Below are 17,226 nucleotides of genomic sequence, written 5' to 3'. Positions count from 1 at the left end.
AAGATTTCCAGCCTGTCGCAGTGTTTCCTGAAACATAGCTTGCGTGCGGATCACTTGTTTGAAAAAGCGAGGGGAGTTCAGAGGGGAAAAGCTTTTCCCCTCTGGTCGGTTTCGGCGCGAAAGGCCACATGATAACCGTTATTGAGAAACCGAAATTTTCTCGATTCAGCCCTTAATGTAACGGGAAATTTTTTCAGGCTTTTTAAAAGCCGCCCACTTGCAGCGGCTCTCCTGCAACCCCTGCTTTATCCGATCGTCATCAGACTCGCATTGCCCCCGGCGGCTGCCGTATTCACACTCAGTGAACGTTCATGCAACAGGCGTTCCAGCAGAATATTATCCTCGCCGCGTGCAAAGCCCTGTACCGATATAATGGCGCCCGGACGCTGCGCAATGGTCTGACAAAGTTCGCGCAACTGATCCGCATCACCGTGATAAATCACTGCATCAAATACCTGCGCATCGTTCTGCCAGTCTTTGGCGAAATCGACTCGCGCCTGCACCGCTTTTGGCAGGATGTTGAACAAATCACGTTGCAATGGCGCTTCCGGCCAGAGAATGCGGCAACCTGTCGCGGTGACAGCGGCAAGCTGGGTCAGGGCATCTTCCTGATTATCCGCCAGTGCCAGAACGCGCTCACGCGGTAACAGTGCGTAAGTGTTACGCTCGCCGGTTGGTCCCGGCAGTGTGCGCAAGGTGCCGCCCTGACTGGTTTGGGCGAAACGTTCGCAAACTGCGACAAACTCCTCACGGTGTTTCTGCTCCGTTGCCCATTGTTGCAGCGCCCGGTGCGGTGCCAGCAAGGCTTCGCGCACGGAGGTATCGAGCGGCAGTTCGCGATCCTGACGTAACAGGGTTTGCTGGACGGCGTCTTGCGGACGGCTGCTCAGCAGACGATAAAGATACAGCGGGCCACCGGCTTTCGGACCGGTGCCGGACAAGCCTTCGCCGCCAAAAGGTTGCACACCCACGACAGCACCCACCATATTGCGGTTCACGTACATATTGCCGACGTGTGCCTGCTGCGTAACGCGATGAATGGTTTCGTCGATGCGGGTATGAATACCCAGCGTCAGGCCATAACCGGCGGCATTAATCTGACCGATCAGCTTATCCAGATCCTGTCGGGCATAACGCACCACGTGCAGCACCGGCCCGAAGATTTCTTTCTTCATCTCATCGAAGCTTTCCAGCTCGATCAGCGTCGGTTTAACAAAGGTACCGCGGCTCCATTCCTGCTGGTCAGCCGTAAATTCCTGCGCAGCCTGATACACGGTGCGGCCTTTGGTGCGCATCGCATCGATGTGTTTTTCGATACCGGCTTTGGCTTCGGCGTCGATCACCGGCCCGATGTCGGTAGACAAGCGCTCCGGATTGCCCATCCGGCATTCCGCCATCGCACCGCGCAGCATTTGCAGCGTGTGGTCGGCGACGTCGTCCTGAATACACAACACACGCAGGGCGGAGCAGCGCTGACCGGCGCTGTCGAAAGCCGACGCGACCACATCCGTCACTACCTGTTCGGTCAGCGCGGAAGAATCGACAATCATGGCGTTCAGCCCGCCGGTTTCGGCGATAAGCGGCGTCGGACGCCCCTGCAGATCCAGACGACCGGCGATGTTGCGTTGCAGAATACCCGCGACATCCGTCGAACCGGTAAACAGCACGCCGCGTACACGTTCGTCATTGACCAGTTGCGAACCGACCGTTTCACCCCGGCCCGGCAGCAACTGCAATACGCCTGCCGGAACTCCGGCTTCATGCAAAATGCTGACGGCCAGCGCAGCGACCAGTGGCGTTTGTTCAGCGGGTTTTGCCAGCACGCTGTTCCCGGCGGCCAGCGCGGCAGCAATCTGACCGGTAAAGATCGCCAGCGGGAAGTTCCACGGGCTGATACAGACCACCGGCCCCAGCGGACGGTGCGTGTCATTGGCGAAATCTTCGCGGATCTGACCGGCGTAGTAATGCAGGAAGTCCACGGCTTCACGTACTTCGGCAATGGCGTTATTAAAGGTTTTTCCCGCCTCGCGCACCAGCACGCCGAGCAGGTTTTGCAACTGCGCTTCCATCAGTTCTGCAGCGCGTTGCAGGATGGCGGCACGTTCTTCGGGAGGTGTCGCAAACCAGATTGACCCGGCAGCGGTTGAGGCATCCAGCGCGCGGCTGATTTCAGCTTCTGTCGCTTCGCGAACATACCCGACAATATCGGTATTTTCAGACGGGTTGATCACCGGCAGGAATTCGCCGTCGTCCGTTTGCGCATCAATTATCGGCTGCGCTTTGACCGGGTGGCTGGCGCTTTGCAGCAGGGCGCTGGAAAGGGAGGCCAGACGGTGCTCGCTGGACATATCCAGACCGGCAGAATTCACACGTTTGTCGCCATAAAGATTGCGCGGCAGGGCGATTCGCGGATGGGGTAATCCGACCTGACCTTCGCTGGCGGCCAGCGCTTCGACCGCCAGAACCGGATCGGCAACCAGTTCATCGATCGGTAACGTGGCATCGGCAATACGGTTAACAAAGGAGGTATTCGCGCCGTTTTCCAGCAGACGACGTACCAGGTACGCCAACAGTGTTTCGTGTGTACCGACCGGGGCATAAATGCGGCACGGGCGGTTCAGTTTGCCGTCAGAAATTTTCCCCACCACCTGCTCGTACAGCGGTTCACCCATACCGTGCAGGCACTGGAATTCGTACTGACCGGGATAATAGTTATTACCGGCCAGTTGATAAATCGCCGCCACGGTGTGGGCGTTATGCGTCGCGAACTGAGGATAAATCAGGTTTGGCACGGCCAGCAGTTTACGGGCGCAGGCCAGATAGGAGACATCGGTGTAAACCTTGCGGGTATAAACCGGATAATCTTCCAGACCGTCCATTTGTGCGCGCTTAATTTCGCTGTCCCAGTACGCACCTTTCACCAGACGGACCATCAGACGGCGGCGGCTGCGCTGTGCCAGACTGGTCAGGTAATCAATCACCATCGGGCAGCGTTTCTGATACGCCTGAATCACGAAGCCGATGCCGTTCCAGCCCGCCAGTTCCGGTTCGAAGCAGAGTTTTTCCAGCAAATCGAGAGAGATTTCCAGGCGGTCAGCTTCTTCGGCATCGATGTTGATACCGATGTCGTAACTGCGTGCCAGCAAGGTCAGTGAAAGCAGGCGCGGATACAACTCTTCCATTACACGCTCATATTGCGCACGGCTGTAACGCGGATGCAGGGCGGAAAGCTTGATGGAAATGCCGGGGCCTTCATAAATGCCGCGACCATTGGAGGCTTTGCCGATGGCATTGATCGCCTGCTGATAGGACTGCAAATAGGCCTGCGCGTCTTTCGCGGTCAGCGCGGCTTCACCCAGCATGTCGTAGGAATAGCGGAAACCTTTTTCTTCATGTTTGCGGGCATTGGCCAGCGCTTCGGCGATGGTTTCGCCGGTCACGAATTGCTCTCCCATCAGGCGCATTGCCATGTCCACACCTTTGCGGATTAGCGGTTCGCCGCTTTTGCCGATAATGCGGTTCAGCGATTTTGACAGACTCGCTTCATTATGCGTCGCCACCAGCTTGCCGGTGAACAGCAAACCCCAGGTCGCGGCGTTAACGAACAGCGACGGGCTGCGGCCCAGATGCGAATGCCAGTTACCGTTGCTGATTTTGTCGCGGATTAACGCATCGCGGGTCGGTTTGTCGGGAATACGCAGCAGCGCTTCCGCCAGACACATCAGCGCCACGCCTTCCTGAGAAGACAGAGAGAACTCCTGCAGCAGGCTTTGCACCATGCCGGCGCGGCCGTTTGCACTCTTTTGGTTCCTGAGTCTGGTGGCAATGTCAGCAGCCAGTTTCAGCGCAGCATCATTGAGCGGGGCAGGCAAACGCGCCTGTTCAAGCAGCATCGACACGGCTTCAGGTTCAGGGCGGCGATAGGCGGCAGTGATGGCAGAACGGCTGACTGACTGTGGCAGGATCTGCTCGGCGAAATCAAGGAACGGCTGATGGGCTTCCTGAACCAGTTGCACAGCGACATCTTCCATACCTTCAGGCGCAGCGCCATTCAGCGCCGGAATTTCCGGCAGCGTATCGCCATTTTCCAGTCGTTCCAGATAGGAAAATATCGCTTGTTTGATCAGCCAGTGCGGCGTGCGGTCAATTTTGTGAGCCGCTTCTTTAAGCCTGTCGCGTGTACCTTCATCCAGCTTCACGCCCATCGTCGTCATACCCATGCGCAAACACTCCATATAAAAAATTTCAGGTGAATTCGTTATTTTATGCTGAGCAATATCTTCTATGTTGCAACCTTGTGCAACCCTGTTAATGCATGAAGTATGCCTGTTGTGATTTGTCTGGCATTTTTAACAATAAAATAACGGCATGGATCTTGCCTGCATTCACCTGAGGAGAATGTCAAAGGTTGCATCAGGTGCAACTTTTGTCAGTGCAAAGTACAACCGGTATTGCGGATAACTGTGATGGAGGGTGAATTTTGTGTATTTGAAATGTTAAAAATATTGAAAAGTGGATCAGGCTAAACCAGTATCCGGCCCGACAGTAATTTTGAACAAAAACCACACAGAGTCAGTGACTACGTAAAAAATATGGAGAGTCTTGCTGCAACCTTACAGGGTTTCAGCCATCATCTCGCCCCGGCAGGTTTTTAGCGGCACTTCTGGTGGAGTGCTTCAGGACAGACAGCTGCCGGACAACATCGCAAAAAATAAGAAGTGGAGAATGGAATGACAATGAACACACCGATGCTGGTGACGTTTTGTGTTTATATTTTCGGGATGATTTTTATTGGGCTCATCGCGTATCTACGAACCAAAAACTTTGATGATTATATTCTGGGCGGACGCAGTTTAGGCAGCGTGGTGACGGCGCTTTCAGCCGGTGCTTCTGACATGAGCGGCTGGCTGTTAATGGGATTACCGGGGGCGATTTTTATTTCCGGGATTTCGGAAAGCTGGATCGCCATTGGCCTGACCATCGGCGCGTACCTGAACTGGAAACTGGTGGCAGGACGGCTGCGTGTGCACACTGAAGCCAACAATAATGCGCTGACACTGCCGGATTACTTTACCCATCGTTTTGAAGATTCCAGCAAGCTGCTGCGCATTATCTCCGCGATTGTGATTTTGGTGTTCTTCACCATTTATTGTGCCTCCGGCATCGTGGCCGGTGCGCGTCTGTTTGAAAGCACCTTCGGCATGACGTACCAGACTGCACTTTGGGCTGGTGCGGCGGCGACCATCATTTATACCTTTATCGGCGGTTTTCTGGCAGTCAGCTGGACTGATACCGTGCAGGCCAGCCTGATGATTTTCGCGCTGATCCTGACACCGGTTATCGTCATCCTCGCAGTTGGCGGTATTGATACCTCGATGATGGTAATCAATGCCAAAAACCCTGAATACACCGATATGTTCAAGGGCATGAATCTGGTGGCGATTTTGTCATTGCTGGGCTGGGGGCTGGGCTATTTTGGTCAGCCGCATATTCTGGCGCGCTTCATGGCGGCCGATTCTCACCGAACTATCCGCAGCGCGCGCCGTATCAGCATGACATGGATGATTTTGTGTCTGGCGGGCACCATTGCCGTAGGATTCTTCGGGATTGCGTACTTCAGCAATAATCCGGGCGAAGCGGGCAACGTGACGCAAAACGGTGAGCGCGTGTTCATCGAGCTGACGAAAATTCTGTTTAATCCCTGGATTGCCGGTATTTTGCTGTCCGCTATTCTGGCGGCGGTGATGAGTACCCTGAGCTGTCAGTTGCTGGTGTGTTCAAGCGCGATTACCGAAGATTTGTATAAAGCCTTCCTGCGCAAAGGCGCAAGCCAGCGCGAACTGGTGTGGGTAGGGCGTGCGATGGTGCTGGTTGTGGCGCTGGTCGCGATTGCGCTGGCTGCCAATCCGGAAAACCGTGTTCTCGGTTTAGTCAGTTATGCATGGGCCGGTTTTGGCGCAGCATTCGGACCGGTGATCCTGATTTCCGTGATGTGGAAACGTATGACGCGTAACGGTGCACTGGCAGGCATGATCGTCGGTGCCGTGACAGTGATCCTGTGGAAACAATACGGCTGGGCCGAACTGTATGAAATCATTCCCGGCTTTATTTTCGCGTCTCTGGCTATCTGGATTGTCAGCCTGGCGGGGCGTAAACCTTCCGCCGCCGTGGAACAGCGCTTCACTGTTGCGGAAGCGGAATATAATACTATTTAACGGTTTTTTACTTTTATGACACTCAGACCGGGGGCATTCAGCCCCCGGTTTTCAGCATTTTCCGCCAGATAAACCCCCTGACCTGATTTTTCCTGTCTATTTACCGATCACGCTTCAAAAAAAGGATCGGTTACCTCTTGTATTTCTTTTGGCAAGAATGATAATCACTATCGTTTCTTTTTACTTTTCTTTACAGAGACCTTACACATTCTGTTGTTCGTCAGAATTCAGGGCTCGGGAGCTCGTCATGTTCGTTCCGTTTCTCATTATGTTTCGCGAAGGGCTGGAAGCTGCACTGATCGTCAGCCTGATTGCCAGCTATCTCAAACGGACGCAACGCGGGCAGTGGCTCGGTGTGGTCTGGATTGGCGTTTTCATCGCTGCCGCACTCTGTCTGGCGCTCGGTCTTTTCATCAATGCCACGACCGGTGAGTTTCCACAAAAACAGCAGGAGCTGTTTGAAGGTATCGTCGCCGTCGTTGCGGTGTGCATCCTGACTTATATGGTGTTCTGGATGCGCAAAGTGTCGCGTTCTATCAAAGTGCATCTGGAAGGGGCGATTGATCATGCGCTGAATTCCGGCCGCGGTCAGGGCTGGGCACTGGTCGCGATGGTGTTTTTTGCGGTAGCGCGTGAAGGTCTGGAATCGGTGTTTTTCCTGCTGGCGGCCTTCCAGCAGGACGTCGGCATCGAAGCGCCGATCGGCGCAGTGCTCGGGCTTGGCGCGGCCATCGTGCTGGGTTTCCTGATTTACTACGGCGGGGTGAAGCTGCATCTGGCGAAGTTCTTCAAATGGACCAGCCTGTTCATTCTGTTTGTCGCCGCCGGGCTGGCTGCGGGGGCTATTCGCGCTTTCCATGAAGCCGGATTGTGGAACCGTATGCAGGATATTGCTTTTGATCTGAGCGGCACATTATCCACGCACTCTTTATTCGGCACGTTGCTGGAAGGGATGTTTGGCTATCAGGAAGCCCCGACGGTCAGCGAAGTCGCGGTGTACTTCCTGTATCTGATCCCTGCGCTGTTCCTGTTCTTTATGCCACAAGGTAAATCGCCTGTGGCCGCGCCGGCCTCTGCCGGGCAAAAAACACGACGTTGATCCTTAAACCTTTCCATCATCTTGCCTTTGTCACGGAGTTGTACATGACACATTTTCGCCGTAAAGCTTTACAGATTGCACTGTTATCCCTGCCGGCTTTTGCGCTGAGCGCCAACGTGCTGGCTGCTGATGTTCGTCAGGTCAAAATTGCTGTTAACGACAAACAATGTGAACCGATGGCGCTGACCGTGCCCGCCGGTAAAACCCAGTTTGTTATCCATAACAACAGTCAGAAAAACCTGGAATGGGAAATTTTGAAAGGCGTGATGGTGGTGGAAGAACGTGAAAACGTGGCACCGGGTTTCACGCAAAAAATGACGGCTAACCTTGAACCGGGCGAATACGACATGACCTGTGGCTTGCTGAGCAATCCGAAAGGCAAACTGACTGTCACCGCCGAGGGGACAGCCGCTTCCGGTAAGCCTGACGCCATGGCGCTGGTTGGCCCGATTGCGGAATACAAAGTCTATGTGACGCAGCAGGTCGCTGAACTGGTGGCGCATACCAAAGCCTTTACCGACGCAGTGAAGAAGGGTGATCTGGCGAAAGCACAATCCCTTTACGCGTCAACCCGTGTTTACTATGAGCGCATCGAACCGATTGCCGAACTGTTCTCTGATCTGGACGGCAGCATCGACGCCCGTGAAGATGATTTCGAGAAAAAAGCCGAAGATCCTAACTTCACCGGTTTCCACCGTCTGGAGAAAATTCTCTTCGCGGACAAAACCACCAAAGGCACCGAACCCTTTGCTGACAAGCTTTATACCGATACCGTTGATTTGCAAAAACGTATCGCAGACCTGACTTTCCCGCCTAGCAAAGTGGTCGGCGGCGCGGCGGGCCTGATTGAAGAAGTGGCCGCCAGTAAAATCAGCGGCGAAGAAGACCGTTACAGCCGCACTGACCTGTGGGATTTCCGTGCCAACCTTGATGGCGCACAAAAAATCGTCAATCTGCTGCGTCCGTTACTGGTCAAAGCCGATAAACCGTTGCTGGATAAAATCGACGCTAACTTCAAAACCGTCGATGCGCTGCTGGATAAATACAAAACCAAAGACGGTTACGAGAATTATGAAAAACTGTCTGATGCAGACCGTAACGCAATGAAAGGGCCGATCACCACGCTGGCAGAAGACTTGTCCAAACTGCGCGGTGTGCTTGGTTTAGATTAAACTCCTTAGCACCCTCCCCTGCGAAGGGGAGGGTGGGGTGGGGTATTAAAGAAAAATCCAGCAGCCGAAGTATGCATAACCCCCTGTTTTATCATTAAAACCCCCTCCCAACCTCCCCCTTCGCAGGGGGAGGAGCGTTATAACGAGGCATAGCAATGAGTCACAAAAACGATAATCAGAACGACGTTTCTTCTTCCCGCCGCAGTTTGCTGAAAGGTGTGGGATTGTTAGGCGGGGCATTTGCCCTGGGCGGCGCTGCCACGGCGCAGGCTGAGAAAACACCCGGCGCAAAAAAAGAGTACACGCCAGGCACGGTTTCCCCGGACGAACGCTGGGGCAGGCAACCTTATTACGGCGAGCATCAGGCAGGGATTTTAACGCCACAACAGGCGTCGATGATGCTGGTTTCCTTTGACGTGCTGGCCACCAACAAAGCCGATCTGGAGCGTCTTTTCCGTCTCCTTGATTCACGGTTTGCCTTCCTGACCAAGGGTGGCACCGCACCTTCAATGGATCCGAAATTCCCGCCGATGGATTCCGGCGTGATGGGGGCAGAAATCTACCCGGATAACCTGACCATGACGCTGTCGGTGGGGGATTCCCTGTTCGATGAACGCTTTGGATTAGCGCCGCATAAGCCGCTGAAATTGCAGCGCATGACGCGTTTCCCGAATGATTCACTGGATGCCACACTCTGTCACGGTGACCTGTCACTGCAAATCTGTGCCAACAACAACGATACGGTGGTGCATGCGTTGCGTGACATCATCAAGTACACACCGGATTTACTCAGTGTGCGCTGGCGTCGTGACGGCTTTATTTCGTCCCACGCAGCGCGCAGTCAGGGCAAAGAAACGCCGATTAACCTGCTGGGCTTTAAAGACGGCACGGCGAATCCTGACTCGAAAGACACACCACTGATGGATAAAACCGTCTGGGTCACCGCCGGTCAGGGCGAACCGGCGTGGACGCTTGGCGGCAGTTATCAGGCCACACGTCTGATCCCGTTCAAGGTGGAATCCTGGGACCGTACGCCGTTGCAGGAGCAGCAGTCTATTTTCGGGCGTAACAAAGCCACCGGCGCACCTTTGGGGATGGAAAAAGAGCACGATGTGCCGGATTACGAAAAAGACCCGGAAGGTAAGATCATCCGCCTTGATTCACATATCCGTCTGGCGAATCCGCGTACCAAAGCCACCGATGAAAACCTGATGCTGCGCCGTGGCTACAGCTATTCGCTTGGCGTGACCCATTCCGGGCAACTGGAAATGGGGCTGATTTTTGTCTGTTATCAGCATGACCTGGAAAAAGGTTTCCTGACCGTGCAGAAACGCCTGAACGGCGAAGCGCTTGAAGAGTATATCCGTCCGAATGGCGGCGGCTTTTTCTTCACGCTGCCGGGGAATAAAGATGAAAGCCACTATCTCGGTCAATCGTTAATCGAAGCGTAATTTAATGCCTCCCCCTGCGAAGGGGGAGAAGCTCAATCCAGAAATCCTTTTTACGCTTCGTTACGCAATTCACCGCCTGTTAATACTCCGCTGCATCCCAAAAAATCTCAGCAATGTCATGATGATAAATCGTCAAACTGATTTATTACGATGCCTGCTCCGAGACTGTTATGACCATCAACCATGCCCGCAGAAAATTACTGATCTTTGGCATCGGACTTTCCCTGACGGCACCACGCCTGTATGCCGCCCAAAAAGCCGTGCGCATTACCATGACATCAGACGCCAGTCAGATTTACCTGGCGTTACCGGCAGCGGATAAATACAGCCGGGTGTTTATGCTCAGTGCGCCGGAAAGAGTGGTGATTGATATGCCGATGGCGTCATTTCCACCGGAACTGGAGCATGCGCTGACGGTGGTCAGGCAGAAATTTTCGTGGATAAAAGAGGGGAGGATTGCTCACTTCAGCCCGCAAGTGGCGCGCATTGTGTTGCAGGTAAACGGTAAACCGAAGATTACGCGCAGCACGGAAAACGGTGTGCTGAACGTGACGATAGCCGGAGAAAGCCCTGACGCCGAGATTTTGCCCGTCACCACCGCTGCACCTCGGGCAGAGAAACCGCTGCTGGTGATGATTGATCCGGGGCATGGCGGAAAGGATCCGGGCGCGATCGGCAACGAAGGCACCTATGAAAAACACGTGGTGCTGCACATCGCCAAACGACTGCAAACCTTGCTTGATCAACAGCACGGTATTCAGGCGGTGCTGACGCGCCAGGATGACGTATTTATTCCGCTGTATCACCGCGTCAGCCTGGCGCATCAGCATGAGGCAGATCTGTTTATCTCAATTCATGCCGACGGTTTTACCAACGATCAGGTCTCCGGTGCGTCGGTTTTCGCGCTGTCTGAACACGGGGCGGGCAGTGCGATGGCGCGCTATTTGTCGCAAAGCGAAAACAGCGCAGATGTGTTGTATGACAACGATTTTAAAACGGACGATCAATACCTTAAAGAAACGCTGTTTGATCTCGACCAGCACGAAACCATTCATCGCAGCCTGAATTTTGGCCATCATCTGGCGGCAACTATTAGTAAAGTGCATCACATGCACAGTCCGCATCCTGAACAGGCGGGATTTGCGGTACTGAAATCCCCGCGAATTCCTTCCGCGCTGGTGGAGACATCCTTCATCACCAATAAACAGGAAGAAAAATTACTGGGTGAGCCGGTGTTTCAGGAGAAAATGGCGCATGCGCTGGCGGAAGGCATTAACAGTTACTTCATCAATGAAAAGAAAAATAATCTGCTGGGCTGAGAGAAATTCAGCACGATTAAAGAGGATCTGAAAAAGATCCTCATGATCCTATTGACGTCAGCCACAAACTTTTTTACATTTTGGTAACGCAAATGTTTCAGCTGTCATTATACTGACATTTATAAGCGGTAGTTTTCACGAGGTGTACGGCAGGTGCCGTTAATAACACTGCGGGGAGCGCGAATGGTAAAGTCCATGTTTGGGCTGTTGATCGAAAATAACACACTTCTCTCATTCACTCGTTGTTGTCGCTTAAATGCAAACGAGGGCCAGGCTTCCGACTCTCTAATATTTCAACCTTTACTTTCAGCTTTTTCCTGCCGCTTGCTGCAAAAAATATCATCCACTCAACCTCAACCCTGTTCTTTAACTGACCCCGTAAATGTTTACCAAAATGATGTGAATATCACTGGCTTTTATTCTGGAATTTTCATTGTATGGGTCAGCGGTTTGTCATTATTGACACTTTTGACAATGCCTCCTCGTGAACAGAAAACAACCAAAAGACTTTCCGTTAATCCCTTTGGTTTCTTTTCCTCTTCACGTTATTCATTGGCTCCACTTGGTCTAAAAGGAGACCAAAACCTCATTTGTTAGTGAAACATAACCGTGCGGGCATTATGCCTTAGCGTTAAGTGAATCAAACTGTAAGGTGCCACTATGGGAAGACAGAAAGCAGTGATCAAAGCTCGTCGTGAAGCAAAACGTGTTATTCGTAGTGATTCACGTAGTCACCGCCAGCGCGAGGAAGAATCTGTGACGTCATTAGTACAGATGGGCGGTTTGGAATCGATCGGCATGGCTCGCGACTCCCGCGATACGTCCGTCATCGAAGCGCGTACTGAAGCTCAAGGTCATTACTTATCAGCCATAGAGAATAAGCAGTTAATTTTTGCCACCGGTGAAGCCGGTTGCGGCAAAACATTTATCAGCGCTGCGAAAGCGGCAGAGGCATTAATTCACAAAGAAATCGACAGGATTATTGTGACGCGCCCGGTATTGCAAGCCGATGAAGATCTCGGTTTCCTGCCCGGTGATATTTCTGAGAAGTTCGCGCCTTATTTCCGTCCGGTCTACGACATTCTATTACGTCGTCTGGGTTCATCATTCCTGCAATATTGTTTGCGACCGGAAATAGGGAAGGTTGAAATTGCGCCATTCGCTTATATGCGCGGGCGTACTTTCGAAAATGCGGTGGTTATTCTGGACGAAGCGCAGAATGTCACGGCCAGCCAGATGAAAATGTTCCTGACCCGTCTCGGTGAAAATGTGACGGTGATTGTTAACGGTGATATTACCCAGTGCGATTTACCACGCGGCGTAGTATCGGGGCTCAGCGATGCAATGTCTCGCTTCGAAGAAGACGAGATGATTGGCATCATTGAATTTGGCAAAGAGGACTGCGTGCGTTCAGAGCTGTGTAAACGCACTCTCCACGCCTACTCTTAATTCTCCCATCCCTCCCATGAAAAAGGCCGCTCAGTTGAGCGGCCTTTCTTTTGTCATTCTTCATTCAATCAAAATCATTTGGGTTGTATCAGGGCGGCAACCCGAAGGATGAAGATTTAAAGCATAATTAGCATCATGTAGGCGCAGAAGAGGGCCAGATGCGCGGTACCGTTTAATACATTGGTACGGCCAGTGGAGAATGAAATCTGGCACAAGATCAGCACCGCCAGCATCACCACAATATTCGCCGGATCCAGGCCGAAAATCAGATCCTGACCTGTCAGGGTGGCGATGACGGTCACCGCCGGTACGGTCAGTGAAATCGTCGCCAGCACGGAGCCGAAGAACAAATTCATGGCGCGCTGTACCTGATTCTTCAGTACCGCTTTCAGTGCGCCCAGACCTTCCGGTGAAAGGATCAGTAACGCGACCAGGAAGCCGGTGAACTGCGCAGGAGCATTCAGTTCGGTCAGCAGGCTTTCCAGCGGATTGGCGTTGAACTTGGTCACTGCGATAACCAGCACCAGATGGACAATCAGCCAGAGCGTATGCGTCAGGTTACTTTTCAAAGACGGTTTTCCGTGTCCGTCTTCTTCGCCTTCATCTTCATGCTCGTAAATAAACAGGCTCTGGTGGGTTTTGGTCTGGATAAGCAAAAATACGCCGTACATGGCGGCTGAAATCATCGCGACAAACAACGCCTGTAGCGTCGAGAAATTGCCCGCCGGCAACGCGGCAGGCAGCACCAGCACAATCACCGCCAGCGGGAATATCGCCATCAGGTACTGTTTGATACCACCGAGATTCACATATTGTGTCGCAAATTTGCGCCCGCCCAACAGCAGGGCAACGCCAACCAGACCGGCGGTAACAATCATGATGATCGAGAACAACGTGTCACGCATCAGCGCGGGCGCGGCGTCGCCGGTCGCCATCAGGGCCGAAATCAGGCTGACTTCGAGGATGACCACTGAAAGGCTGAGGATCAGCGACCCGTAAGGTTCGCCAAGACGATGTGCCAGTACGTCGGCATGACGCACCACGCTGAAGGCGCTGGCGAGGATACCGACCAGCGCGATTAAATTGATACCGACAACCGAGGCAAAGTTACTGCTGTTGCCCCAGAGGATGAGAACGATAAGTGCAGCGATGGGAAAAACCAGGGAGTATTCCTGATGGCGGGTTTTGATTTTTGGATGTTCCTGTGAAGACACCATGATGATTATTCTCCTTATAAACGCTCACGTAATAACAACCGCCTGTCTGTCAGTTGTCAGAAAAATGCCTGGCAGCATAAAGGTCTAACCTGTTAAGTATAGTAGATAAATTAATCTATTAACAGGGTAAATTCATTGTTAATGCATAAAAAATGACATATCAATTGTTTATCAGGGAATAATCTGAATTAACCAGCAATAAACACCCTAATAATTCGTTTTGTTAAAATATTAAGTCATTTAAAAACAATGTATTATATTGCTATTGTAGTAATATGGCGATTATGCGTCAGTTTATGTAAATCATCAGGATACCCACACAATTTCATGGAGGAAATGTGCAGTCAGCGGCCTGATAACGAGAATAATCTGGCAGCGTCCTTTGAGGGTAGCAGCTAGACTTTATCCTGTGCGCAGACGCCGCACATAAAAAATATCAATGCGATGAACGCTATGAAAAAGGAGACGACTATGCCTTATCAGAACCGCTCAGCGTTGCCTGAATCCGTGCGCAATGTGCTTCCTGCCCATGCGCAGGATATCTATAAGGAAGCGTTTAACAGCGCCTGGGATGAGTATAAAAAACCTAAAGACCGGCAGGGCGATGACTCGCGTGAGGAAACGGCGCATAAAGTTGCCTGGGCCGCTGTGAAACATGGGTATAAAAAAGGAGATGACGATAAGTGGCATCCTAAGAAATCCTGATATGAATGGCAGGTGAGGGCGATCCCGCGCCTGCCAGAAGGTCTGCCCGGCCTCCGGGTTCCCGCTGTTTTTGTTTTATTCCCTCCCTAAATATCAACATTCATGCAATGTTCATAAAATAATCACTTTATTTTCGTTTTGTGATCGCTCTCAACCTTGATTGCAACGAAAGAAACGAATAAGGTTTCATTCAGCAGGGGTATACGAAACTTCCTAATAAATTTGCCCTGCGGCCTGAAGCTCAGGCGAAACTGTCCGATAGCGTTATTAAATGAAACTCACGATAACGGAGAACACAGCGTTAACAGCATGGCATGTTCAAAAGTAAGTCGTACCGAAGGGGGAATGAATGTTAACTCGAGATTTCCTGCGTAACGCAGATTGCAAAACAGCATTCGGCAGCATTGATGAGTCGATGCTACTGACCCCTGAACAGCGCGCAGCCTCTCTGAGCTGCACGCTGGCGCGTCGCCCCGACAACAGCCCGGTCTGGATTTTTGGTTACGGTTCACTGATGTGGAACCCGGTTTTTGACTCGGAAGAGGCGCGACCCGCCACATTGCACGGTTATCATCGTGCCTTCTGTTTACGCCTCACCTCCGGGCGTGGCACCCATGCGCAACCTGGCCGCATGCTGGCGCTGCGGGATGGCGGAAAAACCACCGGTCTGGCGTTCCGTCTGCCGGAAGACACACTTCTCGATGAACTCGAATTGCTGTGGAAGCGTGAAATGCTGACCGGCTGTTATCGTCCGACCTGGTGCGAACTGAATCTCGACGATGGCCGCAAGGTGACGGCGCTGGTGTTCATTATGGATCCCTCGCACCCGCAATATGAGGCCGATACCGATTATCAGGTTATCGCGCCACTGATTGCGCAGGCCAGCGGCCCGCTCGGAACCAATGCACAATATCTGTTTGCCCTGGAAAAAGAGCTGAACAACTACGGCATGCGTGATGACTGCATGAGTGAGCTGGTCAAACAGGTACGGATGCTGTTGTCCGTTTCTCCCGGTTTTGATGTGCCGGAGCTGAGCTAAGCCCCGCATCTGCGGGCTGTGCGGGGCCTTCCGTGCAGCCCGCTTCCCTTAACACCCCCGGTTTACGTGCTATTCATTCCCACATCCCTTCAGCGGGTATTTCCCTGTGGTTTGTACAGTAACAATCCCCCGCCAGACCGCATTCCGACGCTTTAATAACCAATCAGATAACGTTATGCAAAATTCGCATAACGATAGTATTTATCAGACTTTCTGGTAGGTTGAAGAAACTTTACACTCAACAAAACTTTAGCAATTTCGCTACCTTGGAGAGTCTGACCTGATGAAAGCTTTATTACCGTCCGTCCTGTTTACGGCTATTGCGGCTACTTTCTCTGCGCAGGCTGCCACGCCGCCGGATACTTTGGTTATCGCGCAATCCATTGATGACACCTCCAGTTTTGATCCGGCGCAGGGCTTCGAACTGACCACGGTTCAGGCTTTCAATAATATTTATCAGCGTCTGGTGCAGTCTGACCCGAACAACCCGATCGATTTAAAACCGACGCTGGCGGCCTCCTGGGAAACAGGTAAAGATAACCGCAGCCTGACCTTCACGCTGTCACCGAAAGCCACCTTTGCCAGCGGCAATCCGCTGACAGCCGATGATGTGATTTTCTCGTTATCGCGTGTGGTGAAGCTGAATCTCGAACCTTCGTTCATTCTGACGCAACTGGGCTGGACCGATAAAAACGTCGATACCTTCCTGACTAAAATCGATGATCAGCATGTGAAAGTCAGCTGGACCGCCGATGTCAGCCCGTCATTCGTGTTGAGCCTGCTGTCGGCGCCGGTATCTTCTATCGTTGACAGCAAACTGGTGAAAGCTAACGCCACTGCTGACGACCTGGGGCATCAGTGGCTGAGCAACCATTCTGCCGGTTCCGGCCCGTATCAAATCCGCAACTACATTCCGCATGAAGTGGTGATTTTGTCTGCGAATCCGACTTCGCCGGAAGGCGCGCCGAAGCTGAAAACCATTCTGATCAAAAACGTACCGGATCCTGCCGCACGCCGCTTGCTGATCGAGCAGGGGGATGCCGATATGGCGCGTAATCTCGGTTCTGACCAGATGGCCGCACTCGCCGGCAAAAAAGGCGTTAAGCCTCTGGCGATCCCGTATGCCTCGCTGTACTTCATGCAGTTCAACGCCAAAGCTTCTCCGGCGTTGGGTAATCCTGCGTTCTGGGAAGCGGCCCGTTACCTGTTCGATTACAACCACATTGCGCACGACCTGATGAAAGATCAGTTCCAGGTGCATCAGGCCTTCCTGCCGGAAGGTTATCTGGGCGCGCTGAATGACACGCCATACACCTATGATCCGGCGAAAGCCAAAGCGATTCTGGCAAAAGCCGGGCTGACCAACGTCAGCTTCACGCTGTCTACCGCCAATCAGCCGCCGTACCTGGACATCGCCCAGGCGTTGCAGGCCAGCTTCGCGCAGGGCGGCGTAACGGTGAAACTGGATCCGGGTTTAAGCTCGCAGATCTCCACCAAAGTGAAATCACACAATTACGATGCGTATATGTCTTCGTGGGGACCGGATTACTTTGACCCGAA

At 52.6% G+C, this 17,226-nt stretch carries 12 protein-coding genes; 10 read left to right on the top strand and 2 right to left on the bottom strand.

The features are described from left to right. Window positions 1-245: 245 nt before the first annotated feature. Window positions 246-4,220, bottom strand: a complete 3,975-nt coding sequence (gene putA / locus UC14_RS24410) for a trifunctional transcriptional regulator/proline dehydrogenase/L-glutamate gamma-semialdehyde dehydrogenase (RefSeq protein WP_112198615.1) — start codon at window positions 4,218-4,220, stop codon at window positions 246-248. 510 nt (window positions 4,221-4,730) lie between these two features. On the opposite strand from putA, the gene putP reads away from it, so the two are divergent. From putP to phoH, 7 genes are all read left to right on the top strand, one after another. Next, complete coding sequence (gene putP / locus UC14_RS24405; RefSeq protein WP_013575770.1) at window positions 4,731-6,215, top strand: sodium/proline symporter PutP; 1,485 nt, start codon at window positions 4,731-4,733, stop codon at window positions 6,213-6,215. Between the two features lie 247 nt (window positions 6,216-6,462). Further along, complete coding sequence (gene efeU / locus UC14_RS24400) at window positions 6,463-7,314, top strand: iron uptake transporter permease EfeU (RefSeq protein WP_037034423.1); 852 nt, start codon at window positions 6,463-6,465, stop codon at window positions 7,312-7,314. 44 nt (window positions 7,315-7,358) lie between these two features. Beyond that, window positions 7,359-8,486, top strand: coding sequence for an iron uptake system protein EfeO (efeO, locus tag UC14_RS24395; RefSeq protein WP_013575768.1), 1,128 nt, complete (start codon window positions 7,359-7,361; stop codon window positions 8,484-8,486). Between the two features lie 155 nt (window positions 8,487-8,641). Then, the gene (efeB, locus tag UC14_RS24390; protein WP_112198614.1) at window positions 8,642-9,937 is read left to right on the top strand and encodes an iron uptake transporter deferrochelatase/peroxidase subunit; all 1,296 of its coding nucleotides are present in this window, start codon (window positions 8,642-8,644) and stop codon (window positions 9,935-9,937) included. A gap of 170 nt (window positions 9,938-10,107) precedes the next feature. Then, window positions 10,108-11,256, top strand: a complete 1,149-nt coding sequence (locus tag UC14_RS24385) for an N-acetylmuramoyl-L-alanine amidase (protein WP_112198613.1) — start codon at window positions 10,108-10,110, stop codon at window positions 11,254-11,256. Window positions 11,257-11,439: 183 nt separating this feature from the next. After that, window positions 11,440-11,853, top strand: a complete 414-nt coding sequence (locus UC14_RS24380) for a hypothetical protein (protein ID WP_071823627.1) — start codon at window positions 11,440-11,442, stop codon at window positions 11,851-11,853. 63 nt (window positions 11,854-11,916) lie between these two features. Beyond that, window positions 11,917-12,705, top strand: coding sequence for a phosphate starvation-inducible protein PhoH (gene phoH / locus UC14_RS24375; protein ID WP_013575764.1), 789 nt, complete (start codon window positions 11,917-11,919; stop codon window positions 12,703-12,705). Between the two features lie 116 nt (window positions 12,706-12,821). Here phoH and chaA read toward each other — a convergent pair whose 3' ends face one another. Then, entirely contained in the window at window positions 12,822-13,922 is a 1,101-nt protein-coding gene (chaA, locus tag UC14_RS24370) for a sodium-potassium/proton antiporter ChaA (RefSeq protein WP_037034419.1), read from the bottom strand. A 471-nt stretch (window positions 13,923-14,393) separates the two neighbouring features. Between chaA and chaB the strand changes: the two genes are divergently transcribed. The 3 genes from chaB to UC14_RS24355 all read left to right on the top strand — a co-directional run. After that, on the top strand, window positions 14,394-14,627 hold the full coding sequence (chaB, locus tag UC14_RS24365; protein WP_013575762.1) for a putative cation transport regulator ChaB: 234 nt from the start codon (window positions 14,394-14,396) through the stop codon (window positions 14,625-14,627). Between the two features lie 349 nt (window positions 14,628-14,976). After that, a complete protein-coding gene (locus UC14_RS24360; protein WP_112152545.1) occupies window positions 14,977-15,666 on the top strand; it encodes a gamma-glutamylcyclotransferase in 690 nt (229 codons plus the stop codon). Window positions 15,667-15,949: 283 nt separating this feature from the next. Continuing rightward, window positions 15,950-17,226, top strand: a 1,277-nt coding sequence (locus UC14_RS24355) for an ABC transporter substrate-binding protein (RefSeq protein WP_112198612.1), incomplete at its 3' end; no start/stop codon positions are given.

The organism is Rahnella sp. NRRL B-41462, assembly GCF_003263525.1.
Classification (GTDB): domain Bacteria; phylum Pseudomonadota; class Gammaproteobacteria; order Enterobacterales; family Enterobacteriaceae; genus Rahnella; species Rahnella aceris.
The sequence above is the reverse complement of the archived record's forward strand: the minus strand, read 5'-3'. Positions and strand labels throughout refer to the sequence as shown.

Coding starts and splice junctions, on each gene's coding strand:
- chaA (WP_037034419.1), bottom strand. CDS start 13,922: ATGGTGTCTTCACAGGAACATCCAAAAATCAAAACCCGCCATCAGGAA.
- UC14_RS24385 (WP_112198613.1), top strand. CDS start 10,108: ATGACCATCAACCATGCCCGCAGAAAATTACTGATCTTTGGCATCGGA.
- chaB (WP_013575762.1), top strand. CDS start 14,394: ATGCCTTATCAGAACCGCTCAGCGTTGCCTGAATCCGTGCGCAATGTG.
- efeU (WP_037034423.1), top strand. CDS start 6,463: ATGTTCGTTCCGTTTCTCATTATGTTTCGCGAAGGGCTGGAAGCTGCA.
- UC14_RS24360 (WP_112152545.1), top strand. CDS start 14,977: ATGTTAACTCGAGATTTCCTGCGTAACGCAGATTGCAAAACAGCATTC.
- putA (WP_112198615.1), bottom strand. CDS start 4,220: ATGGGTATGACGACGATGGGCGTGAAGCTGGATGAAGGTACACGCGAC.
- efeB (WP_112198614.1), top strand. CDS start 8,642: ATGAGTCACAAAAACGATAATCAGAACGACGTTTCTTCTTCCCGCCGC.
- putP (WP_013575770.1), top strand. CDS start 4,731: ATGACAATGAACACACCGATGCTGGTGACGTTTTGTGTTTATATTTTC.
- UC14_RS24380 (WP_071823627.1), top strand. CDS start 11,440: ATGGTAAAGTCCATGTTTGGGCTGTTGATCGAAAATAACACACTTCTC.
- efeO (WP_013575768.1), top strand. CDS start 7,359: ATGACACATTTTCGCCGTAAAGCTTTACAGATTGCACTGTTATCCCTG.
- phoH (WP_013575764.1), top strand. CDS start 11,917: ATGGGAAGACAGAAAGCAGTGATCAAAGCTCGTCGTGAAGCAAAACGT.